Below are 23,588 nucleotides of genomic sequence, written 5' to 3'. Positions count from 1 at the left end.
CGCGTGCTTATCCTAGCCCCGCGTGGCCGCGACGCGGCGATCGCGGCGGACCTGCTGTCGCGCAATGCGATCGTCGCGACGATCTGCGCCGACCAGGCCGCGCTGGTCCTCGCGTTGCACGATGGGGCGGGCGCAGTGATGCTCACTGAGGAGGCACTGACGGCGGAGGATTCCTCCGCGCTGACCGACTGGGTCGCAGCGCAGCCGGGCTGGGCGGATATCCCATTCGTGGTGCTCGCCAACGGTACTCGCACGCCGCGCACACTGCGCGCGACCGAAAGGCTGCGCGACCTGGGCAGCGTCGTGCTGCTCGAGCGGCCGCTTCATGCTGAGGCGATGCTCGGCGCGATCCGCTCCGCGCTGACCGCGCGCGGCCGGCAATATGAATTGCGCGACGTCGCGGTTACGCTGGAACGCGCGGTCGAGGATCGCACCGCGGAACTCCGGCTGGCGCGCGAGAGTCTCGAAATCGCACTCGACGCGGCCGGGATGGGCAGCTGGGATTTCGATCTGAAGACCGGCGAAACCCGCCGGACCCAGCGGCACGATGATATCTTCGGCTATCCGCAGGGCGCCGCACGGTGGAATCTTGAGACCTTCCTGGACCATGTCGATCCGCGGCAACGTGCGGAGGTGAAGCGCGCGGTGGACGAGGCGTGGCGGGTCGGGACGCTTGATCTCGAATGCAGCATCGACGCGGCGGACGGCGTCAGGCGCTGGGTCGTCCTCAAGGGGCGCGTCCGCCACGACGACAGCGGCACGGCGGTACGGATGTCGGGCGTGATCTCCGACGTGACCGACCGCAAGGAGGCCGATGCTCAACTCGCCCAGGCGCAGAAGATGGATGCGATCGGCCAGCTGACCGGCGGTGTCGCGCATGATTTCAACAATCTGCTGACCCCGATCGTCGGCAGCCTCGATCTGATGCGGCGGCGCCACAAGGACGACGAGCGAACGCAGCGGATGATCGGCGGCGCGCTCCAGGCCGCCGAGCGCGCGGCGACGCTGACCCAGCGCCTGCTTGCCTTTGCGCGACGGCAGGCGTTGCAGCCACGCGCGGTCGTTATCGGTGCGCTGATCGATGGGCTGGTCGACCTGATCCGCCGCTCGCTCGGCCCGTCGATCACCGTCGTGCTGGAGGTGCCGCGGCATCTGTCCTCGGCGCGTGTCGATCCGAACCAGCTCGAACTCGCGTTGCTCAACCTGGCGATCAACGCGCGCGACGCGATGCCGGGGGGCGGGCGCCTGACGCTGTCGGTCGGTGAGTCCGTGGTCGACGATCGCAACACGGTCGGCCTGGCGGCGGGCAGCTATATCCGGCTGACCGCGGCCGATACCGGGATCGGGATGGACCGCGCGACGCTCGCGCGCGCGACCGAGCCGTTCTTCTCGACCAAGGGCGTAGGCAAGGGCACCGGGCTCGGCCTGTCGATGGTTCACGGCCTCGCCGCGCAATCGGGCGGGACGCTGCGGCTGACGAGCGAGCCGGGGGCGGGGACTGCGGTCGAACTGTGGCTGCCCGCGACCTCCGAGACGCCCGTCGACATGGTCGAGAGCGCGTCGGAACCCGTGCCCGCGCGACACGGCGCCAAGGTGCTGCTGGTCGATGACGAGGACGTCGTGCGCGCCGCGACCGCCGACATGCTGCGCGATATCGGCTATGTCGTGATAGAGATGTCGTCGGCGAGCCAGGCGCTGTCGGCGATCCGCTCGGGCGTCGATGCCGACATCGTGGTGACCGACTATCTGATGCCGGGGATGACCGGCGGCCAGTTGATCGGCGAGCTGCGCGCATCGGGCAACCGCACGCCCGCGTTGCTGGTGACCGGCTATGCCGCGGCGGGCGAGGACGTTCCCGACGACGTCATTCGGCTCGCCAAGCCGTTTCGCCAGGTCGATCTCGCCGCGCGCGTCGACGAACTGCTGCGCCAGTCCCCTGCGGGGCGGCCAAAACTGCGCGCGGTCGACTAGGCCTCAGCGCATCATCCGCGCGATCGTCTTCGCCGCCGCCGCGCCATAGGGCGGCTTGAGCCCGGCGAGCTTGGCGATGTCGAGCTTCGATTGCTTGAAGACCGCGCGTGCGTGGCTGAACGTGCGGAAGCCCTCGATGCCGTGATAGGCGCCCATCCCCGACGGACCGCTGCCGCCAAACGGGAGATCCTCCATCGAGATGTGGAAGATCACGTCGTCGAGCGTCACCCCGCCCGAGATCGTCCGGTCGAGCACGCGGCGGCGTTCGCCCTCGTCGGTGCCGAAATAATAGAGGCCGAGCGGGCGGTCGCGGCGGTTCACCTGCGCGATCGCGTCGTCGATCCCGTCATAGCGGCGGATCGGCAGGACGGGGCCGAAGATCTCCTCCTGCATGACGATCATGTCGTCGGTCGCGTCGCGGACGATATGCAGCGGCATCTTCCGCGAGTTCGCGCTGCCGAAATCCTCGTTCGCCGGGTTCACGACCTCGACCGTCGCGCCCTTCGCGCGCGCGTCGGCGATCCAGTCGGTGAGGCGCTGGTGGTGGCGATCGTTGACGACCGATGTGTAGTCGGCGTTGGCGAGCAACGTCGGATACATCGCGCTGGCCGCCGCCCTGATGCCGTCGACGACCTTGGCCTCGTCCGCCGCTGGGACGAGCATGTAGTCGGGCGCAAGGCAGATCTGCCCGGCGTTCATCATCTTGCCGAGCGTCACGCGTTCGGTCGCGCGCGCGATATCCGCCGATGCGCCGAGGATGACGGGGGACTTGCCGCCGAGCTCGAGCGTCACCGGCGTCAGATTGTCCGCGGCGGCGTGGAGGATGTGGCGGCCGACCGCGGTCGCGCCGGTGAAGATGAGATGATCGAACGGCAGCGCGGCAAACGCCTTGCCGACGTCCGGACCGCCGGTGACGATCGCGACTTCCTCGGGCGAGAAATAGCGGCCGACGATCTCCTCGAACAGCGCGGCGGTGGCGGGCGTGTATTCGCTCGTCTTCGCCATCGCGCGATTGCCCGCGGCAAGCACGCCCGCGAGCGGCGCCATCAGCAGGTTCACCGGGAAATTCCACGGCGCGATGATGCCGACCACGCCCTTGGGCTGATATTCGACCCACGCCTTCGCGCCGAGCAGCCCGAGCGGGAACTGCACCGGGCGGCGATCGCGCTGCATCCAGCGGTCGAGATGCTTGGCGGCATGCGCGATCGGCGCGAGCGAGGCGCCGATGTCGGTCATCATCGTCTGTTCGCGGCTGCGATGGCCGAAATCCTCCGACACCGCGTCGCAGAACCGCGCGGCATTGTCCTTTACCATCGCCGCCGCGCGCTTCAGCCGATCGAGGCGGATGGCGCTGGTGACGGGGAGGTCCGCCATGAACGCGTCACGCTGGGCGGTGAGGATGGTGTGCATGTGGGGCATTCGGGCATCCCAATATATATAGGTCGGATAGCTTCAACAGCATCAGTTTCAATCCGTGGGGTCGGGCGGCGCATACTGATGGACGAACCTGAGCGTGAAGCCTGTTTCGCCGGCAGCGCGTCGTTTCGGATCGCTTACGCTCTGCTCGAAGAAAAACAGCGACTCCTGCGTTTTATCCGGAAGAGTGCGGGCCTCGCCGACTGCGCGGATATGGATGTCGTTCTGATCGGCTTCCATCGGGTCGATTGGCGAAAACCCGCCAATGGCAGCTTCGTACGTGTTCGCGATAGCGCGGTAAGCATCCATGTTGCCGACGTCGGCCGCACTCCAGCGCACCGAGCACGCATGGAACGGGGGATACTCGATCCACAATGTGGCACCCCCATCGTTAAGGTCCCACGCGCGTGCCGGATCGTCCCGCATCGTCACTTTGACGTCGGACTGAGACAGCTCCCGCGCTCCTCGCGCTACCATCATCGCTTCGACGGCCTTATCGTCAGGAAAGCGCTTGAGGCAGATATCGTGATACAATTTGGTCAACCGTAGGACGCGCTCGTCTGGCGGCGTAGCGGCGGTCGTCATCAGCAGAGTCAGCAAGATCGACATCGCGTTCCCCGTTTAACCCGGCAGCGTCCTCCCGGAGCAGCGCGGTATTGCCGCCAATCTACACACCCGGATATCCGAAGCGAGATTTTCACGCCCCCACCGGCAGATCCCGAAACGCCTGATCCTTGTCGACGCGCATTTCGCCGGGGAGGCCAAGGACGCGTTCGGCGATGATGTTCTTGAGGATCTCGTCGGTACCGCCGGCGATGCGCAGGCCGGGCGCCCACATCGTCGCGGCGTGGAACGCGCCCTTCAACGGGGTCAGCGCGGGGTCGGCGATGATGCCGTATTGATCGCCCGCCTCGACCGCGGTGTTGCCGATCGCCTGCAGCTGGTTGGCCGCGACGATCTTGCCGATCGAGCTTTCGGGGCCGGGCACCTCACCCTTCGACAGCGCGGTTATCGTCCGCATCCGCGTGTTGCGCAGGCCCTCGGATTGGACCCACCAGTCGGCGAGCTGCTGGCGGAACGCGGCGTCCTTGAGCAGCGGCCCGTCCGCGCCGTTCGCCTGCGCGGCAAAGGCGAGGATGTCCTCGGGGCCGACGCCGCCGCCCGTTCCGATCGCCAGACGCTCGTTCATCAGCGTGAACAGCGCGACCTTCCAGCCGCCGTCGACCGGCCCCAGCCGCTGCGCGTCGGGAATGCGGACGTCGGTGAACCAGACCTCGTTGAAGTTCGAGCCACCCGACATCTGGTGGATCGGGCGAATCTCGATTCCCGGTGCCTTCAGGTCGAGCCAGAACATCGTCAGGCCCTGATGCTTGGGCACGTCGGGGTTGGTGCGGACCAGGACGATCCCGTAATCGCTGTAATGCGCGCCCGAGGTCCAGACCTTCTGGCCGTTGACCACCCAGTCGTCGCCGTCCCGGACTGCGCGCGTGCGGATCGCGGCGACGTCGGAGCCGCCGGCGGGCTCGGAGAAGAGTTGCGACCAGATCTCGTCGCCGCGGACCGCGGGGCCGACGAACCGCGTCTTGGTCGCATCGTCGGCATAGGCCATCACGGTCGGCACGCACATGCCGAGCCCGATCGTGAAATAGCTGCCGTCGACCGCGTGGTGCGCCTCCTCCTGCCCGAAGATGACGCTCTCGATCGGCGTGCCGCCACCGCCGCCCCATTCGCGCGGCCAGGTGATGCACGCATAGCCGCCCGCCGCTTTCCGCGCCTGCCAGGCCTTCGCCTTGGTCATGTCGTCGGGATAGTGGCCCGCCTCGTGCTCGGCGATGTTCGTGTCGAGCCACGCGCGGGCTTCGGCGCGGTAGGTCGCTTCGTCGTCGCTGTCCTTGAAGTCCATATGCTGCTCCGATCAGGCCGCGTTGCGCATTTCGAGTTGACCGACCAGGCGTTCGCGCCACGCCGCGGGGGCGCCGGCGACGAGCGCGAGCTGGCGCGAGCGGCGGTAATAGAGGTGGCAGTCGGACTCCCAGGTAAAGCCCATTCCACCATGCGTCTGGATATTCTCCTTCGACGCGAACCAATAGGCGTCGGACGCGGCGACGCGCGCGGTGGCGGCGGCGAGCGGCAGTTCGGCGGCGTCCGCGTTTAGCGCCCACGCGCCGTAATAGGCGTTGGAACGCGCGAGTTCGGTCTTCACATACATGTCGGCGAGCTTGTGCTTGATCGCCTGATATCCGCCGATCTGTCGCCCGAACGCGTAGCGATCGAGCGCATAGCCCTTCGCCATCTCGAGACAGCGATCCGCGCCGCCGAGCTGTTCGAACGCGAGCAGCACCGCCGCGCGGTCGAACACCGCCTGCATCGCGATGATGCCGTCGTCGGTGCCCAGCCGTTCGCAGGGGGCGTCGGTGAAGGTGAGGCGTGCGGCGCTGCGAGTCGGGTCGAGCGTTTCGAGCACTTCAGCGGCGACGCCTGCGCCTTTCTCGACGAGGTAGAGTCCATCGCGTGCGAGGACGACGATCAGGTCGGCCACGTCGCCGTCGGTGACGGGGATCTTCTCGCCCGTGAGCGTGCCGCCAGAGACGGTGGTACGGATCGATCGCGCGGTGACGGGGCCCGCGCCTTCCGACGTCGCGAACGCGCCGATGACGTCGCCCGCGGCGATCCGGGGCAGCCACTTCACCTTCTGCGCGTCGCTGCCGTAGAGCATCAGCGCCTCGGCGACAAAATACACGGTCGAGGCGAACGGGATCGGCGCGCAGGCCCGGCCCAGTTCCTCGGCGATCGCGCAGAGTTCGATATGGCCGAGCCCGAGCCCGCCAAATTCCTCGGGGATCGCAGCGCCGAGCCAGCCTTGCGCGCCGACCGCCTTCCACAATGCCGCGTCATAGGCGGTGCCGGGATCGTCGAGCACCGCGCGGACGCGGTCGCTGTCGCACTGCGCGGCGAGGAACTTGCGCGCCTCGTCCTTCAGGAATTTCTGGTCGTCGGAATAATCGAAGTTCATGCAGGGTCCTTCGCATGCGCCCAATATTCGTCGCGGAGCAGGCGCTTGTAGAGCTTGCCCGTCTCGTGCCGCGGCAACGCCTCGCGAAAGTCGATGCGGCGCGGTGCCTTGACGTGGCTGAGGTTCGCGCGCGCGAACGCGCTGAGTTCGGCGGCGAGCTGCTCGCGGTCCTCGGACGGATCGGCGGGGCAGACGATCGCCACCACTTGCTCGCCCATCTCGTCGTCGGGCGCGCCGATCACCGCGACGTCCGCGACCTTGGGGTGCGTGACGAGCAGATTCTCGATCTCGGCGGGATAGATGTTCACGCCGCCCGAGATGATCATGAAGCTCTTGCGGTCGGTGAGATAGAGATAGCCCTCCTCGTCGAGCCAGCCGACATCGCCGAGCGTCGTCCAGCCCTGCGCGTTGGCGGCCTCTGCGGTCCGTTCGGGATCCTTGTGGTATTCGAACGCGCCCCCGCCCGCGAAATAGACGTCGCCTTCGGTGCGCGGCGGGAGGGGATTGCCGGCGTCGTCGCAGATCATCGTCTGCGCGGTCAGGTTGCGGCCGACCGAGCCCTTGTGCGCCAGCCATTCCGCGCTCGAGATCGCGCAGAAGCCGTTGCCCTCGGTGCCGGCATAATATTCGCCGATGATCGGGCCCCACCAGTCGATCATCGCCTGCTTGACCGGGACAGGGCAGGGCGCGGCAGCATGCCAGACGGCCTTCAGCGACGACACGTCGTACCGCGCGCGGATGTCGGGCGAACGTTTCAGCAGCCTGATGAAGTGCGTCGGCACCCATTGCGCGTGGCTGACGCGGTAGCGTTCGATCGCGGCGAGCGCGGCTTCCGGGTCGAAATGCTCCATCACGACGACGGTGCCGCCGACCTGCTGCACCGCCATCGACCAGCGCAGCGGCGCGGCGTGATAGAGCGGTGCGGGCGAGAGATAGACCATCTCGGGCGTGAAGCCGTACAGTCCCTTGCCGAGCATCACGAGCGGCGAGACGTTTGTGCCGAACGGTTCGTCCGACAGCGCGTGCTTGACGCCCTTCGGCTTGCCGGTGGTGCCCGACGAATAGAGCAGGATGCCGCCCGGGGACGGATCGGCGATCGGCGTTGCGGGCATCGCGTCGCGCGCGCCCTCGTACGCGTCATAGCCGTCGATCGCCCCGTCGACCATGTAGCGCCAAACGTCGGGCAGCAGCGGCACGAGACCTGCGGCGACGCCAGCGCATCCCTGGCTCGCGATCAGCACGCGGCAATCGCCGTCGTCGATGATGTACGCCGCCTCGCCCGCGGTCAGCTTCGACGACAGGCACGTGCAATAGACGCCGGTGCGTTCGGCCGCCCACATCACCTCGAGATAGCGCGGCGAATTGTCCATCAGCACCGCGATGCCGTCGCCGCGTTTCAGCCCGAGCGACCGGAGCAGATGCGCGCCCTGGTTCGCACGCGCGTCGAGGTCGCGATACGTCACCGTCTCGCCCGTCGCCGCCATGATATAGGCGGGTTTGTCGGGCGTGGTCAGCGCGTGCGCGACGGGGTGCATCAGACGCGCTCGATGATGATCGCCGGTGCCATCCCGCCGCCCGCGCACATCGTCACGAGCCCGCGCTTCAGGTCGCGGCGTTCGAGTTCGTCCAATATCGTGCCGATCAGGATCGCGCCGGTCGCGCCGATCGGATGGCCGAGCGCGATCGAACCGCCATTGACGTTCACCTTGTCGCGATCGAGCTTCAGGTCACGGATGAACTTCTCGGCGACCACCGCGAACGCTTCGTTGATCTCCCACAGGTCGATATCGTCGACCGTGAGCCCGGCCTTCGCGAGCACTTTGCGCGCAGCGGGGACGGGGGCGTTAAGCATCAGCGTCGGATCGTCGCCCATGTTCGCCATCGCGACGATCCGCGCGCGGGGTTTCAGGCCATGCTTGGCGGCATAATCGGCGCTGGCGAGCAGGATCGCGGCGGCGCCGTCGACCACGCCCGACGAATTGCCGGCGTGATGGACGTGCGCGATCTCCAGGTCGGGATAGCGGCGGTTGATCTGCTTGCGGAAGGTCGTGCCCTTGTCGTCGAGCGGCACGTCGGCAATCCCGGCGAACGAAGGACGCAGCGCGGCAAGACCCTCGGCGGTCGTATCGGGGCGCGGATATTCGTCCTTTTCGAGGACTAACGCGCCGGAGGCGTCGGTAACGGGGACGAGGCTGCGATCGAATCGTCCTTCGGCGATCGCCACCGCGGCGCGGCGCTGGCTTTCCAGCCCGAGCGCTTCGAGCGTTGCGCGGTCGATCCCCTCGATGCTGGCGATCGCGTCCGCGCAGATGCCCTGGTTCGATTGCGGGTGCGCCGCGTCGAGCCTGGCGTTGCCCGAGCCGATCCCCAGCGGCCGTTTGCCCGCCGCCATGTCGTCCTGCATCATCGTCGTGGTCAGCGACATCATCTCGGTGCCGCCGGCGATGACGAGGTCCTCCATCCCGCTCATGATCTGCGCCGCGGCGAAGTTCACCGCGGTGATCCCGCCGCCGCAGAACCGGTCGAGCGTCGTCCCGCTCGCCTTGACGTCGTACCCCGCGTCGAGCGCCGCCATCCGGCCGAGATCGCCGCTCTGTTCGCCGCGCTGAGTCGAGGTCGACCAGATGATGTCGTCGATATCGCCGGTATCGAGGTGGTTGCGCTCGGCGATCGCCTTGAGCACGGTCGCCGCGAGGTGTTGCGGGTGCATATGCGCCAGCGCGCCCTTGCCGGTCTTGCCGATCCCGCGCGGGGTACGGACGGCGTCGATGATGAATGCCTCGGCCACATCGCTCTCCTGTTGCACCCGCCGGTCTGCTCCGATCGTAGTGCCTGATGCCGGATTGCATCCGGCTTCGTTGCGACGTAACATTCGTTATGGGGGTTGGCTTGTCAAGCATGGTATTGATGGAATCAGTGACAGTGCCGCGGGGCGATCTGGCGCCGCGCGATTGGTTGGAGATCGGGCTGTCGTCGCTTAAGACGGGCGGGTTACGCGCGCTGAAACTGCGCAGCCTGGCGCTGGCGCTGGGGGCGTCGACCGGAAGCTTCTATCATCATTTCAAGGATTTCGACGGCTATCACGCGGCGCTCGCGGGGTATTTCGTCGAGGCGCATATCGATCCGCTGGTCGCTACGCTGACCGAGTCGGACTTGCCGCCGGTCGAGCGGATCCGCGCGTTCGCCGATCATGTCCGCGACCACGACATGGCGCAGCTTGCCTTGGCGATGCGCGCCTGGGCGCGGAGCGACGCGCGTGCCGCGGCGGCGATCCGCGCGCATGACGACAAGGTGATGGCGTTTCTCGTCGAGCAGTTGACCGCGCACGGGTTCGACCCGGTCGAAGCCGGAATCCGTGCCTATGCTTTGCTCGCGATCGGTCTCAGCGAAGTGCATCCGGACGAGGCGATCGACCGCAACGTGCTGCGCCGCGGGTTGCTAACGCTGCTGTGCGAGCGCTAGCCTGATACCAGACCGCGACTCCGTGGAAAAAGCGGAGCGCGAACAGGAGGATGTGGGCATGCAGACGTATGACTATGTGATCATCGGCGCCGGCTCGGCCGGCTGCGTGCTCGCCGCCCGGCTCACCGAGGACCCCGATGTGACGGTGCTGCTGCTCGAGGCGGGCGGGCGCAACGACGGTGTGCTGGTGCGGATGCCCGCGGGGGTCGGCGAACTCATCAAGAGCAAGAATGCGAGCAACTGGGGCTTTTCGACCGAGCCCGAGCCGCATCTCGACAACCGTCGGCTCTGGTGGCCGCGCGGCAAGGGGCTGGGCGGCAGCTCGTCGATCAACGGCATGATCTACACGCGGGGCCATCCGCAGGATTATGACGAGTGGCGGCAGATGGGGCTGCCGGGCTGGTCGTTCGACGACGTGCTGCCCTATTTCAAGCGACTCGAAGGGCATCATCGCGGGGACTGCGACCTGCATGGCGGCGGCGGGCCGCTGACGATCTCCGGCGGCGAGTCCGACAGCCCGTTCTACGACGCGCTGGTCGAGGCAGGGCGGCAGGCAGGTTATCCCGTCACCGAGGACTTCAACGGCACGAGCCAGGAGGGGTTCGGGCGCTACGACCTGACCGTTGCGGACGGGAAGCGGTGGAGCACGGCGGCGGCGTATCTGCGGCCGGTGCTGGCCCGGCGCAACCTGACCTGCGTGACCGGTGCACGGACGACGCGGATCCAGATCGACAAGGGACGCGCGGTCGGTGTCGACTATGTGCTCGACAAGGGCGCACGGGCGGAGAGCGTTACGGCGACGCGCGAGGTGTTGTTGTGCGCCGGCGCGGTGCAGTCGCCGCAGATCCTCCAGCTGTCGGGGATCGGCGATCCCGACCGGCTGACCGCGGCGGGGATCGGCGTGGTCCATGCGCTGCCCGGCGTGGGCGAGAATCTGCAGGATCATCTCGACGTCGTGATGAACTGGACATCACGCGGTCTGCGGACCGGCTATGCGATGACCAAGGGTATCGGGATGCTCGGCGTAGGGCTCAATTACCTGCTGCGCGGCAAGGGCGCGGGGCGGCAGCAGTTCCTCGAGGCGGGCGCGTTCGTGTCGTCGCGCGAGGGGTTGTCGCGGCCCGACGTGCAGATCCACGCGGTGCTCGCGATCATGCAGGATCACGGCAAGGTCAAGGCGACCGCGGACGGCTTCACGCTGCATCTGTGCCAGTTGCGCCCCGAGAGCCGGGGGCGGATCGGGGTCGCCTCAGCGGATCCGTTCGCCGATCCGGTGATCGCCGCCAACTATCTGGCGACCGCGGAGGACCGCCGGGTGATGCGCGCGTGTGTCGGCATCGGCCGCGAGGTCGCGCGGCAGGCGGCGCTCGATCCGTATCGCGCGGGAGAATTGTCGCCGGGCGAGGCCGTGCGGACCGACGACGAGATCGACGCCTGGGTGCGGCGGACCGCGGAGACGATCTACCACCCGGTGGGGACGTGCAAGATGGGCACCGCGGACGACGCGCTGGCAGTGGTCGACGCGACGCTGGCGGTGCGCGGGCTGCAGGGGCTGCGCGTAATCGATGCGTCGGTGATGCCGACTCTGATCGGATCGAACACCAACGCGCCGACGATCATGATCGCGGAGAAAGCGGCGGACATGATCCGGGGCCGGCACCTGGCGCGGGCTGCCTGAGGAGCGCGCGACCGCTTGAACTACAAGGCTACCGCCCCGGCGGAGGCCGGGGCCCAGTTGGGGAACGGTGCTAACGAAGGACCGCGCTTCGTTACGCCGACCTTTCCAACTGGGCCCCGGCCTCCGCCGGGGTGGTGGGGGCGTCGCGCGATGGGGACCTCCGCCATCCCCCTGCTCCCGTCATCCTGACGAAAGTCAGGATCTAGGATCACAAGCGACGGCGATAGCGGCTCTGGATCCTGACTTTCGTCAGGATGACGGTGGGGCGGATTGGGCGGCTCGGCCCGCCGTTACCGCGGCGCCATCCGGATCGCACCATCCAGCCGCACGTCCTCGCCGTTGAAATACCCACATTCGATCATCGTCAGCGCCAGCGCCGCGAACTCCTCCGGCCGCCCCAACCGCTTGGGAAACGGCACCGACGCTGCCAGCGCATCGCGCACCGGCTGCGGCGCCGCCGCCAGCAGCGGCGTGTCGAAGATCCCCGGCAGGATCGTGTTCACGCGGATCCCCTCGCTCATCAGGTCGCGCGCGATCGGCAGCGTCATGCCGACCACGCCCGCCTTCGACGCGGAATAGGCGGCTTGCCCCATCTGGCCATCCTCCGCCGCCGCACTCGCGGTATTGACGATCGCCCCACGCTCGCCGTCCGCGCCGGGCTCCAGCGTCAGCATCCCCGCCGCCGACTTGGCGATGCAGCGGAACGTGCCGACCAGGTTGATCTGGATGATCCGGTCGAACGCATCGAGCGGGAAATGCTTGATCGATCCGTCCTGCTTCGATCGCCCCGCGGTCTTCGCCGCGTTCCCGGTACCGGCGCAATTGACCAGGATCCGCTCCTGCCCGTGCGCCGCGCGCGCCGCGGCGAATCCGGCATCGACGCTGTCGTCCGACGTCACGTCGACCTTGCAGAACACGCCGCCAATCTCGTCGGCCAGCGCCTCGCCCTTGTCCGCCTGAAGATCGAAGATCGCGACCTTCACCCCCTTGGCGGCCAGCGCGCGCGCGGTGGCGGCGCCGAGGCCCGACGCGCCGCCGGTCACGACGGCAGCACATTTTGCGAGGTCCATGCATCTCTCCTGTCAAAGCCCCGAGATCCGCGCCCCGGTTGCAGAACAATAGTTATGCCCGTATTCGAGACTTGCCAAGCCGCCATGTCGAACAGGGATCCGACGATGACTGAAGCCGTCCTGGACAATGCCAGCCCGCACTGGCTGCCACGCCAGCCCAAGAGCGCGCTCGATCACATTCCCGGCAACGACGGCTGGCCGATCGTCGGCAACACGTTCCGCCTGCTCGCCGACCCCACCGGCTTCGCGCAGCACATGGTCGCGCGGTACGGGCCGGTCTATCGTAACACGGCGCTCGGCGGCACCAGCGTCATGCTGCTCGGGCCCGACGCGAACGAGCTGATCCTGTTCGATCGCGACAAGACTTTCTCGTCCGAGCAGGGCTGGGGGCCGATCCTCAACCTGCTGTTCCCGCGCGGGCTGATGCTGATGGATTTCGAGCAGCACCGCGCCGACCGGAAAACGCTGTCGGTGGCGTTCAAGCCCGAGCCGATGCGACACTACGCGACCGAACTCGATGCCGGGATCGCTGCAGCGGTGGACGGATGGGGCGGGCGGTCGGTGCGCTTCTACGACGTCGTTAAGACACTCACGCTCGATCTCGCCGCGACCAGTTTCCTCGGCGTTCCGCTGGGGGCGGAGGCGAACCGGATCAATCAGGCGTTCGTCGACGAGGTGCAGGCGAGCGTCTCGCCGATCCGCAAACCCTGGCCGGGCACGCAGATGCGCAAGGGCGTGAAGGCGCGCGCCTATCTCGTCGACTTTTTCGAGCGCGAGATCCCCGCGCGACGCAGCGGCGACGGGCAGGATTTCTTCTCGCAATTCTGTCGTGCGACCGACGACGACGGCGCGCCGCTGACCGCGCTGGCGATCGCCGACCATATGAACTTCCTGATGATGGCCGCGCACGACACGATCACCTCGTCCGCCACCAGCCTCGTGATGCTGCTCGCGCGCAACCCGGACTGGCAGGAGCGGTTGCGCGCGGAGGTCGCGACGCTGGATACCGCGCTGCCGTTGACCGAGCAGCTCGATCGCCTCGTCCTCACCGAATATGCGTTCAAGGAATCGCTGCGGATGATGCCGCCGGTCCCGTCGATCCCGCGCCGCGCGCTCAAGCCGTTCCGCTTCGGCGGGTTCGACATCCCGGCGGGGACCAGCGTCGGCGTCGGCATCACCTATACGCACCACATGGCGGAATACTGGCCCGATCCCGATCGGTTCGATCCGCTGCGCTTCACGCCCGAGGCGTCGAAGGGGCGGCACCGGTTCGCCTGGGTGCCGTTCGGCGGCGGCGCGCATATGTGCATCGGGCTCCATTTCGCGACGATGCAGATGCGGCTGCTGATCGCGCATCTGCTGACGCGCTACCGGATCGAGGCGGCGGCGGGCAGCGGCGATGCGTGGCAGGTCTTCCCGATTCCGCGCCCGAAGGACGGCTTGCCGGTGACGTTCGTGCCGCTTGCCACCACGTAATATTATGTCATCTTCGCGCGGTTCATTCGAAGGAGCCGCCCGTTGCGCTTGACCCTTGCCTTTCTCCTGCTCGCGACGACGCCGGCATTCGCGCAACACCAGCCGACCGCACCGCTATCCGAAGGCCCCACGCGCAGCTTCACAGGCAGCGACCTGTTCGGCCTGACGATTGCGGCGGACCCGCAGATCAGCCCCGACGGCAAGACGATCGTCTATGTCCGCCGCACCGGCGACGTGATGACCGACAAGATGCAGTCCTCGCTCTGGCTGATCGACATCGCTAGCGGCCGGCAGACGCCGTTCGCCACCGACGGCAGCAGCCCGCGCTGGTCGCCCGACGGATCGCGCATCGCCTATGCCGCGCGCGATGGCGAGGGATCGCAGCTGTTCGTGCGCGGGATCGGCGCGGCGCAGGGCGCGCGGATCACGAGCTTCCCGGGCGATCCGCAGGCGCTCGCCTGGTCGCCCGACGGCACCCGGCTCGCCTATATCGCGACGGTGGCGGGCGAGGGCACCAAGCTCGGCGCCGCCCCGGCAAAGCCCGAGGGCGCGAAATGGGCCGAGCCGCTGACGATCATCGACCGCGTCAACTATCGCAACGACGGACCCGGCTATGTGAAGCCCGGCTACGACCATCTGTTCGTGGTCGGCGCGGACGGGGGCGCGGCGCGACAGCTCACCTATGGCAAGTTCGACGATGGCGGTCCGCTGTCCTGGACGCCCGATGGCCGCAGCATCGTCTTCGCCGCCATCCGCGGCCCGGCGGCGGATCGCCAGGTGATGAATTCCGACGTGATCGCGGTCGATGCGGCAAGCGGCACGATGCGGACGCTGACCACGCGCGACGGCCCCGACGCAAAGCCGCGCGTGTCGCCCGACGGCGCGAAGATCGCGTGGCTCGGGTTCGACGACAAGCGCCGCAGCTACGAGAACACGCAGCTCTATGTCGGCGACCGCGATGCAGCCGCGCCGCGCTCGCTGACCGCCACGCTCGACCGCGGGATTGAGGACGCGGTGTGGGCCGCCGATGGCCGCAGCCTGTATGCGAGCTACGACGATCACGGCCAGCGCCGCGTCGCGCGGGTCGGCGTCGACGGCCGCGTCACGCCGCTGATCGACAATGTTGGCGGCGGCGGGCTCGACCGGCCCTATACCGGCGGCGACTTCTCCGTCTCGAAGGGTGGCACGATCGCCTATACCGGTGGCGACGCGAGCGCGCCCGCCGACGTCTGGGTGCTGGCGGGTGGCAAGCCGCGCCGCCTGACGACGCTCAACGCGGTGCTGACCGGATCGAAGGCGCTGGCGCCGGTGCGGAAGATCGCGGTGACCGCGCCCGATGGCCGGCCGATCGACGCCTGGCTCGCCACCCCGCCGGGCCGGATCGCTGGCCAGCGCGTGCCGTTGATCCTGGAGATCCATGGCGGGCCGAACGCCGCCTATGGCCCCGGCTTCGCGACCGACATGCAGCTCTACGCGGCCGCGGGCTATGCGGTGCTGTGGACCAACCCGCGCGGCTCGACCTCCTACGGCGCCGACTTCGCCAACCTGATCGACAAGACCTATCCCGCCGCCGATTATGACGACCTGATCGCCTCGGTCGACGCGGCGATCGCCGACGGCACCGCCGATCCGGACAATCTGTTCGTCACCGGCGGCTCGGGCGGCGGGCTGCTGACCGCGTGGATCGTCGGCAAGACCGATCGGTTCAAGGCCGCGGCCACGCAGAAGCCGGTGATCAACTGGATCAGCGAGGCGCTGACGATGGATAACACGCTGTTCACCTCGCGCTACTGGTTCACCAAGCTGCCATGGGAGGATCCGATGAGCTATTGGAACCGCTCGCCGCTCAGCATCGTCGGCAACGTCAAGACGCCCACCCTGGTGGTGGTCGGCGGCGACGATTACCGGACGCCCGTCAGCGAATCCGAGCAATATTACGCCGCGCTGCAGATCCGCGGCGTGCCGACCGCGCTGGTGAAGGTGCCGGGCGCGAGCCATGGTGGCCTCGCGGCACGTCCCTCGCAATCCGCGGCCAAGGCGTCGGCGATCATCGCCTGGTTCGATCGATACCGGAAGCCCGCAGCGGCGCCGGCACAGGGGGCAGCACAATGACGACACGCTACATGATGCTGGCCGGCGTGGCGTTGGTTTCCACCGCCGCTGTCGCGCAGGTGCAGCCGCCGCGCGTCGCCAAGAAGCCGTTCCAGGTGACGTCGCCCAACGGCGCGCGCGAGGACGATTATTACTGGCTGCGCGACGACACGCGCAAGAACCCCGAGATGCTCGCCTATCTCGCCGCGGAGAACGCCTATGCCGATGCGCAGCTCGCGTCGCTGAAGCCGCTTCAGGCCAAGCTCTACGAAGACACCGTCGCGCATATCAAGCAGGACGACAGCTCGGTCCCCTATGCCAAGCACGGCTATTATTACGGCTCCCGGTTCCAGACGGGCGCGGATTACCCGATCCTCGAACGCCGCAAGGGCAGCCGCATCGCGCCGCCCGAAACGCTGTTCGACGAGCCGGCGATGGCCAAGGGCCACAGCTTCTTCGCGCTGAGTGACTGGGCGGTCAGCCCCGACAACGCCCGCGTCGCCTGGGCCGAAGACACGGTGGGGCGCCGCCAATATGTGCTGAAGGTCAAGGATCTCGCGACCGGTGCGCTCCTCGCCGACACCGTCTCGAACATCGAGCCCAACGTCGTCTGGGCCGATGACAACAAGACCATCCTGTACGTCGAGAAGGATCCGGTGACGCTGCGCGGCTACCGCGTGAAGGCGCATGTCCTCGGCACGCCGGTCGCCGCCGACCAGGTGTTGTACGAGGAAAAGGACGATACCTACCAGATGGGTATCTCGCGAACGTCCGACGATCGCTTCGTCTGCATCGGCGTCGAAAGCACGGTCAGCGACGAGCAACGCTGCGCCCCCGCCGCCGCGCCGACCCGCTTCACGATCGTCGCACCGCGCGCGCGCGAGTTCCGCTACGGCGCGGATCATATCGGCAACCGCTGGATCATCCGCACCAACCGCGCCGCGAAAAACTACAAGCTCGTCACCGTCGCCGACGCGGACCTAGCCAAGGGAACGGCGGCATGGCGCGACCTGACGCCCGCCAGCGACACCGTCTTCATCGAAGGCTTCAAGCCGTTCGACGGCTTCGTCGCGATCGACCAGCGCGAAGGCGGCAACCGGATGATCCGCGTGCTGAGCGACGCGGGCAAGTCCACCCCCGTCACCGCCGACGAACCCGCCTATCGCATGTCGCTCGACGTCAACGAGGAAACCGCGACGCCGTGGGTGCGCTACACCTATGGCTCGCTCGTGACCCCGACGACGACCTACGAAGTCAACGCGCAGACCGGCGAGCGGCGCGTGCTGAAGGTCGCACCGGTGCCGGGCTATGATCCCGCCAAATACGTCACCGAACGCGTCTGGGCGCCGGCGCGCGATGGTACGCGGATCCCGGTTTCGCTGGTCTATGCCAAGGGTGTGAAGCGCGACGGCACCGCACCGCTCTTCCAATATGCCTATGGCAGCTACGGCATTTCGAGCGATCCGGCGGTCGATCCGGGCCGCATCGGCCTGCTCGACCGCGGCGTCGTCTACGCGATCGCGCATATCCGCGGCGGGCAGGAGATGGGTCGCGGCTGGTATGACGACGGCCATCTGCTCAACAAAAAGAACAGCTTCACCGACTTCATCGACGTGACGCGCTATCTTGTCGCGCAGAAATACGCCGCCAAGGACCGTGTGGCCGCGATGGGCGGCAGCGCGGGCGGGCTGTTGATGGGTGGCGTCGCGAACATGGCGCCGGCGGACTACAAGCTCATCATCGCACAGGTACCGTTCGTCGATGTCGTCACGACGATGCTCGACGCGTCGATCCCGCTGACGACGTTCGAGTACGACGAATGGGGCAACCCCGCGCAGAAGGCGTCCTACGACTATATGCTGAGCTATTCGCCCTACGACAACGTCGCGGCGAAGACGTATCCGGCGCTCTATGTCGGCACCGGGCTATGGGACAGCCAGGTGCAATATTACGAGCCGACCAAGTGGGTGGCTAAGCTCCGCGAGAGGAAGACCGATACCAACCCGCTGCTGTTCCGCGTCAACATGGAGGCGGGGCATGGCGGCAAGTCGGGCCGGTTCGAGCGTTACCGCCAGAATGCAGAGTGGCAGGCGTTCATGCTGCAACAGCTAGGACTGGCGCAGTAACGCACCGCGCGGTGGGCGAAGATTGAAACGAGAAGAGGTTCGCGAATGCTGGTTCGGATTTTCATGGGCGCGAGCTGGGTCGGCGCGGATCGGCAGGAGGATTACGAGTTCGACGCGCTGCCGGCGGTCGGCCACAAGCTTGCGATCGCGTATGAGGATGGCTGGGAGGTCGCGACAGTGCGCGACATCGTCCACCGGCTGACCGACCCGGAAACGGCGGCAGATATCGCGATGCTGGTGTCGGTGCCGGTGCAGGGCGGTCAAGTGTCGGATGCGCTGCCACTCGCCGGACTTGACGGCGTCTCTGTCAAGCCATCGGGCGTATCGGTGCCCAAAACGACTGGCCCTTGGGGGGCGTAAACGAAGCGGAACGTCGAACCCCACATCCTCCCCCGCAAGGGGAGGATTAGGCGATCAGACCCCTGCGTCGGTCAGCGTCTCCAGCTGATCCTTGGTCAGTTCGAGCGCCATCGCAGGCAGCAAATCTTCGATCTGCTTCACGCTGGTTGCGCTGGCGATCGGCGCGGTGACGCCGGGCTGCGCGATCAGCCATGCAAGCGCGACCTGCGCATGCGTCGCGCCCGTCTCCTCGACCACCGAGTCCATCGCGTCGAGTACGGCCTTCCCCTTGCCGTCGAGCAGTTCACCCATCCGCCCGCCGCGGACGCTCTGACCCAGGTCGTCCTTGGTGCGGTATTTGCCGGTCAGGAAGCCCGAGGCGAGGCCGTAATAGGGCAGCACGCCGATATTCTCGGTGACGCAGTAATCCTGGAGTTCGCCCTCGAACTTGGTCCGGCTGACGAGGTTATATTCGGGCTGGAGCACGTGATAGCGCGGCAGGTCCGACGTCTTGGCGGCGTCGACCGCGGACTTCAGGCGGGCGGCGTGGAAATTGGACGCGCCGATGACGCGCACCTTGCCGGCATCGACGAGCTTACCGAACGCTTCGAGGACGGCCTCCTGCGAAACATCTTCATCGTCCTGATGCGCGTAATAGAGATCGATCCGATCGGTGCCGAGGCGCTTGAGCGAGGCTTCGGCTGCAGCGGCGATCCGCGCAGGCGCGAGCTTCTCGCCACCGTCGCCGGGCAGCATGCCGACCTTGGTCGCGATCAGCACGTCGTCGCGCTTGCCGCTAGCCTTCAGCCATTCGCCGATCATGCTCTCGGATTCGCCGCCCTTGTGGCCGTCGACCCAGGCCGAATAGATGTCGGCGGTATCGATCATCGTGCCGCCGCCAGCGACGAACGCGTCGAGCACCGCGAAGCTGGCGGCGCGGTCAGCCGTCCACCCGAAGACGTTGCCGCCGAGGACGAGGGGGGCGATCTTGAGATCGGTCGAACCGAGGCGGCGCAGGGTCATCGCGTCTGATCACTTTGATTTGAGGGTATGTCTGTATCGGGCGCCGTTTCGTCATGAGCGGTGACGACCGCGTTGAGATCGACGCTGTTCGCATCGAGCATCGCGGCCGCCTCGTTCAACTGATGCGCTTCGTCGGCGGTAACGGCCCCGGGTTCGCTGGCGGGCGAGCAGGCTGCCAGCACCACGGGTAGCAGGACCGCCGCCGCGCCCCATCCGTCATGCCAGCGAACGCTGGTATCTTTCCGCTTGGGTCGAGGAGACCCGAACGGGGAGATCCCGGCGTTCTCCGGGATGACGAGGGTAGGCGGGCGGCGATCCATTCAGGGCTTAGTCCTTGATCGCATTGCCGGCGCGGGTCAGCGCGTTGCCCGTGGCATCGGCAGCGCGGTCTGCACCGTTGCTGATCGAGGCGCCTGCGCGGTCTGCGCCGGCTTCGATACGGTCACCGGCGCGGTCGGCCTTCACGTCGAGATTGTCGGTGGCGTTGTCCATGCGCGCACCGGCATTGTCGAGCGAACGCTCGGCCGAACCCAGCGCACGATCGCTGGCGGCGCTGACGTCGTCGACCGCGTTCGCGGTGGTCGCGCTGGCATCGGCGGCGATTGCGTTGGCGGCCTGTGCCGTCTGGTCCTGCGCGTTGTTGCTGCAGGCTGCGAGACCGGCCGTCAGGGCCAGCGCGGGGATCAGAAACTTCTTCATATAAACTACTCCCGTTGACGATCTGGCGTCCCTCCCGCGGGTATTCCCGGGGACGTGGCCCTTGTGGACCAGCAAATGCCCGGCCCATAGCGCAATCGAACGCGGATGAAGCGTTTCCGATCCGTCACGATCGGACGCGATGCGATAAGTCGCAGAGGCTTACGGCTGCGTTGACCTCATATAAAGAAATCTTTATATGATCCGTCATGACGATGGCGCTCGAAATCTTCCGTGCATTGGCGGACGCAACGCGGTTGCGGATCCTTGCACTGTTGCGGCGCATGGAGCTGTCGGTCGGCGAGCTCGCGCAGGTGCTCGGGCAGAGCCAGCCACGCGTGTCGCGGCATGTGAAGATCCTGTGCGACGCCGGGCTTGCCGAGCGGCGCAAGGAGGGCAGCTGGGTGTTCGTCGCGCTGGGTACGCCGAGCGCGGTCGAGCCGATCGCGGCGGCGCTCGACGCCTGGGCGAAGGCCGAGCCCGATCACTGGGCGGTCGCGGATGCGGCGCGGCTCGCGGCGGTGCGCGCGGACCGGGCGGCGAGTGCGGCCGCGTGGTTCGAGGGGCATGCCGACGAATGGGACGCGATCCGCTCGCTCCACGTCGCCGAAAGCGAGATCGAGGCGGCGATGGCCGCTGTTCTCGGCGCGGCGCCGATGGAGACGCTGATCGATATCGGCACCGGCACCGGGCGGATGCTCGAGCTGTTCGGCGGGCGGGCGAAGGTCGCGCTCGGGATCGATCGTAGCTCGGAAATGCTGCGGCTCGCACGCGCGAAGCTGCACGACATGGCGCATGCCGAACTTCGCCAGGCGGACCTGTATGCGCTGCCGCTCGAAGATGCCGCGGCCGATGTCGCGATCCTGCACCACGTCCTGCATTTCGCGCAGCAGCCCGGCGCCGCGGTGAGCGAGGCGGCGCGCGTGCTCGCCCCCGGCGGCCGGTTGCTGATCGCCGATTTCGCGAGCCACGACCGCGAGGAACTGCGGCTGCGCGATGCGCATACGCGGCTGGGCTTTGCGGACGAGCAGATGGCGGCGTGGTTCGCGGGCGCCGGTCTGCACACGGCGCGGGTGGAGACGCTCGAGGGCGGCGAGTTGACAGTGAAATTATGGCTCGGTCGCAAGATCGGCGCGAGCTTGCGTGAGGTGAAGGCGGCATGACGAACATTTCGATTCCCCAATTGGCGGAAGCGCGTCGCGCGCTCGAGGAACCGCTGTTCGCGGATCTGGCGGGCGACGTCGGCATCAGCTTCGAATTCTTCCCCCCCAAGAGCGAGAAAATGGAGACGCAGCTTTGGGAGGCGATCCGGACGCTGGAGCCGCTCGCGCCCGATTTCGTGTCGGTCACTTATGGCGCTGGCGGGTCGACGCGCGAGCGGACGCACGCGACGGTCGCGCGGATCCAGCGCGAGACGTCGATGAACGCAGCGGCGCATCTCACCTGCGTCGAGGCGACCAAGGCCGAGATCGACCAGGTCGCGGAGGAGTATTGGGCGGCGGGCGTGCGCCATATCGTTGCGCTCCGCGGCGACATGCCGACGCTGGGCCAGCCCTATCAGGCGCATCCGGGCGGGTATGAGAATGCGGCGGCGCTCGTTGCGGGCCTGCGCAAACTGCACCCGTTCGAAATCTCGGTCGCGGCCTATCCCGAATGCCACCCGGAATCGGGTGATCCCAATGCCGATATCGACAATCTGAAGCGCAAGCTCGACGCGGGCGCGAGCCGCGCGATCACGCAGTTCTTCTTCTCGCCCGAGGCGTATTTCCGGTTCCGCGACCGGGTCGCTGCTGCTGGGATCACCGCGCAGATCTTGCCGGGCATCCTGCCGGTGTCGAACGTCGCGCAGACCCGCAAGTTCGCGGGGCTCTGCGGCGCGGAGATCCCGGCCTGGATGGACCGGTTATTCGAGGGGCTCGACGATCATCCCGCCGCGCGACAGCTCGTCGCGGCGACGATCGCGGCCGAGATGTGCCGGCGGCTTTACGCGGGCGGCGTGAAGGATTTCCACTTCTACACGCTCAACCGCGCCGAACTCGCCTATGCCATCTGTCACATGCTCGGCGTGCGCGCGAAGAGCGACGTGACGGTGGCTGCGGCGTAACTCGATCCTCCCCGKWMCGGGGAGGATCGAAGGATTGACGATGACACCACGTGAACGTTTCAACGCGGAAGCCGCCAAGCGCATCCTGATCACCGACGGCGCGTTCGGGACCGAGATCCAGAACTGGAAGCTCGACGAGGCGGCCTATGCGGGCGACCTCGGCCTGAGCCACGACCAGAAGGGCAACAACGACATCCTGGCGATCACCAAGCCGGAAGTGCCCGAGACGATCACGCGCGAATATCTGGAGGCCGGGTCCGACATCGTGTCGACCAACACGTTCAGCGCGAACATCATCAGCCAGGCGGATTACGGCGCGGAGCATCTGGTGCGCGCGATCAACGTCGAGTCCGCCCGCATCGCACGTGCGCTCGCGACCGAGTATGAAGCGAAGGACGGCCGTCCGCGGTTCGTTGCGGGTGCGATCGGGCCTACCAACAAGACGCTGTCGCTGTCGCCCGATGTCAACGATCCGGGCTTTCGCGAGATCGACTTCGATTATCTGAAGGGCGTCTACCGCGAACAGATCGACGCGCTGCTCGAAGGCGGCGAGGGGGTCGGCGTCGACTTCATCCTGATCGAGACGGTGTTCGATACCTTGAACGCCAAGGCCGGGATCATGGCGGCGATCGAGGCGGGCGACGATCTCGGGCGCGACGTGCCGATCATGCTGTCGATGACGCTGACCGATCTGTCGGGGCGCAACCTGTCGGGGCACACGGTCGAGGCGTTCTGGCACGCGGTGCGGCATGCGCGGCCGGTGACGATCGGGCTGAACTGTTCGTTCGGCGCGGAGCAGCTGCGGCCGCACGTGAAGACGCTGTCGGGGATCGCCGACACGCTGATCATGATCTACCCGAATGCCGGGCTGCCCAACGAACTCGGCGAGTATGACGAGATGCCGGCGACGACAGCCGGGCTGGTCGGCGAATGGGCGGTGGCCAAGCAGGTCAACGTGCTCGGCGGCTGCTGCGGCTCGACGCCGGCGCATATCAAGGCGATGGCGGACGGTGTGCGCGGGCTCGAACCGCGTGTGGTCGCGAGCCCGGAGGTTCGGACCAAGCTCGCCGGCCTCGAACCGTTCACGATGGCCGCCTAGTTCCCCTCCCGCTTGCGGGAGGGG

General features: G+C 67.4%; 20 protein-coding genes. 10 read left to right on the top strand and 10 right to left on the bottom strand.

Translation table 11 applies throughout. The features are described 5' to 3' along the window. Positions 1-3 precede the first annotated feature (3 nt). Positions 4-1,971, top strand: coding sequence for an ATP-binding protein (locus tag ASE79_RS18960; RefSeq protein WP_162237065.1), 1,968 nt, complete (start codon positions 4-6; stop codon positions 1,969-1,971). Between the two features lie 3 nt (positions 1,972-1,974). Here the strand turns inward: ASE79_RS18960 and ASE79_RS18955 are convergent, their stop codons facing one another. The 6 genes from ASE79_RS18955 to ASE79_RS18930 form a co-directional block, all read right to left on the bottom strand. Next, positions 1,975-3,381 (bottom strand): coniferyl aldehyde dehydrogenase, encoded by a 1,407-nt coding sequence (locus tag ASE79_RS18955; protein WP_056420402.1) that lies wholly within the window; start codon positions 3,379-3,381, stop codon positions 1,975-1,977. A 57-nt stretch (positions 3,382-3,438) separates the two neighbouring features. Continuing rightward, positions 3,439-3,996 (bottom strand): NMCC_0638 family (lipo)protein, encoded by a 558-nt coding sequence (locus ASE79_RS18950; RefSeq protein WP_056420399.1) that lies wholly within the window; start codon positions 3,994-3,996, stop codon positions 3,439-3,441. 88 nt (positions 3,997-4,084) lie between these two features. Continuing rightward, positions 4,085-5,290, bottom strand: coding sequence for an acyl-CoA dehydrogenase family protein (locus tag ASE79_RS18945; protein ID WP_056420396.1), 1,206 nt, complete (start codon positions 5,288-5,290; stop codon positions 4,085-4,087). A gap of 12 nt (positions 5,291-5,302) precedes the next feature. Then, positions 5,303-6,400, bottom strand: coding sequence for an acyl-CoA dehydrogenase family protein (locus tag ASE79_RS18940; protein ID WP_056420393.1), 1,098 nt, complete (start codon positions 6,398-6,400; stop codon positions 5,303-5,305). Next, positions 6,397-7,935, bottom strand: coding sequence for an acyl-CoA synthetase (locus ASE79_RS18935; RefSeq protein WP_056420390.1), 1,539 nt, complete (start codon positions 7,933-7,935; stop codon positions 6,397-6,399). Before ASE79_RS18935 ends, ASE79_RS18940 begins: the two co-directional genes overlap by 4 nt. Beyond that, entirely contained in the window at positions 7,935-9,188 is a 1,254-nt protein-coding gene (locus tag ASE79_RS18930; protein ID WP_056420387.1) for an acetyl-CoA C-acetyltransferase, read from the bottom strand. Before ASE79_RS18930 ends, ASE79_RS18935 begins: the two co-directional genes overlap by 1 nt. Positions 9,189-9,307: 119 nt before the next feature. Between ASE79_RS18930 and ASE79_RS18925 the strand changes: the two genes are divergently transcribed. Together ASE79_RS18925 and ASE79_RS18920 are read left to right on the top strand one after the other, a co-directional pair. Then, positions 9,308-9,862 carry a TetR/AcrR family transcriptional regulator gene (locus ASE79_RS18925; RefSeq protein WP_056420383.1) on the top strand — a complete coding sequence of 185 codons (555 nt, stop codon included), beginning with the start codon at positions 9,308-9,310 and terminating at the stop codon, positions 9,860-9,862. Between the two features lie 58 nt (positions 9,863-9,920). Beyond that, positions 9,921-11,540 carry a choline dehydrogenase gene (locus ASE79_RS18920; protein ID WP_056420380.1) on the top strand — a complete coding sequence of 540 codons (1,620 nt, stop codon included), beginning with the start codon at positions 9,921-9,923 and terminating at the stop codon, positions 11,538-11,540. Between the two features lie 290 nt (positions 11,541-11,830). On the opposite strand, the gene ASE79_RS18915 is transcribed toward ASE79_RS18920, so the two are convergent. Then, positions 11,831-12,610, bottom strand: coding sequence for an SDR family NAD(P)-dependent oxidoreductase (locus ASE79_RS18915; RefSeq protein ID WP_056420377.1), 780 nt, complete (start codon positions 12,608-12,610; stop codon positions 11,831-11,833). Positions 12,611-12,715: 105 nt separating this feature from the next. Here ASE79_RS18915 and ASE79_RS18910 point away from each other — a divergent pair, with 105 nt between their 5' ends. From ASE79_RS18910 to ASE79_RS18895, 4 genes are read left to right on the top strand one after another with little or no spacing between them, the layout of a single operon-like run. Next, entirely contained in the window at positions 12,716-14,086 is a 1,371-nt protein-coding gene (locus ASE79_RS18910) for a cytochrome P450 (RefSeq protein WP_056420374.1), read from the top strand. Between the two features lie 42 nt (positions 14,087-14,128). Further along, positions 14,129-16,198: an alpha/beta hydrolase family protein gene (locus ASE79_RS18905; protein ID WP_056420372.1), complete on the top strand. Its 2,070-nt coding sequence runs from the start codon at positions 14,129-14,131 to the stop codon at positions 16,196-16,198. Next, positions 16,195-18,303, top strand: a complete 2,109-nt coding sequence (locus ASE79_RS18900; protein WP_200910415.1) for a S9 family peptidase — start codon at positions 16,195-16,197, stop codon at positions 18,301-18,303. The genes ASE79_RS18905 and ASE79_RS18900 overlap by 4 nt, the downstream gene beginning before the upstream one ends. A 45-nt stretch (positions 18,304-18,348) precedes the next feature. Further along, a complete protein-coding gene (locus ASE79_RS18895; RefSeq protein WP_056420369.1) occupies positions 18,349-18,663 on the top strand; it encodes a hypothetical protein in 315 nt (104 codons plus the stop codon). 54 nt (positions 18,664-18,717) lie between these two features. Here the strand turns inward: ASE79_RS18895 and ASE79_RS18890 are convergent, their stop codons facing one another. From ASE79_RS18890 to ASE79_RS18880, 3 genes are all read right to left on the bottom strand, one after another. Next, entirely contained in the window at positions 18,718-19,665 is a 948-nt protein-coding gene (locus ASE79_RS18890) for an aldo/keto reductase (RefSeq protein ID WP_056420367.1), read from the bottom strand. Then, positions 19,662-19,850 carry a hypothetical protein gene (locus ASE79_RS18885; RefSeq protein ID WP_235517068.1) on the bottom strand — a complete coding sequence of 63 codons (189 nt, stop codon included), beginning with the start codon at positions 19,848-19,850 and terminating at the stop codon, positions 19,662-19,664. The genes ASE79_RS18890 and ASE79_RS18885 overlap by 4 nt, the downstream gene beginning before the upstream one ends. A gap of 142 nt (positions 19,851-19,992) precedes the next feature. Further along, positions 19,993-20,364: a hypothetical protein gene (locus ASE79_RS18880; protein ID WP_056420363.1), complete on the bottom strand. Its 372-nt coding sequence runs from the start codon at positions 20,362-20,364 to the stop codon at positions 19,993-19,995. A 206-nt stretch (positions 20,365-20,570) separates the two neighbouring features. Between ASE79_RS18880 and ASE79_RS18875 the strand changes: the two genes are divergently transcribed. The 3 genes from ASE79_RS18875 to ASE79_RS18865 are packed head-to-tail and all read left to right on the top strand — an operon-like array spanning position 20,571 to position 23,564. Continuing rightward, on the top strand, positions 20,571-21,524 hold the full coding sequence (locus ASE79_RS18875) for an ArsR/SmtB family transcription factor (RefSeq protein ID WP_056420360.1): 954 nt from the start codon (positions 20,571-20,573) through the stop codon (positions 21,522-21,524). Beyond that, positions 21,521-22,465 carry a methylenetetrahydrofolate reductase gene (gene metF / locus ASE79_RS18870; protein ID WP_056420357.1) on the top strand — a complete coding sequence of 315 codons (945 nt, stop codon included), beginning with the start codon at positions 21,521-21,523 and terminating at the stop codon, positions 22,463-22,465. Before ASE79_RS18875 ends, metF begins: the two co-directional genes overlap by 4 nt. A 40-nt stretch (positions 22,466-22,505) precedes the next feature. Further along, on the top strand, positions 22,506-23,564 hold the full coding sequence (locus ASE79_RS18865; protein ID WP_056420351.1) for a homocysteine S-methyltransferase family protein: 1,059 nt from the start codon (positions 22,506-22,508) through the stop codon (positions 23,562-23,564). The last annotated feature ends 24 nt before the right edge of the window (positions 23,565-23,588 follow it).

It is taken from the genome of Sphingomonas sp. Leaf28, assembly GCF_001421685.1.
GTDB lineage: Bacteria > Pseudomonadota > Alphaproteobacteria > Sphingomonadales > Sphingomonadaceae > Sphingomonas > Sphingomonas aurantiaca.
This window is presented reverse-complemented; position numbering and strand designations above follow the sequence as displayed.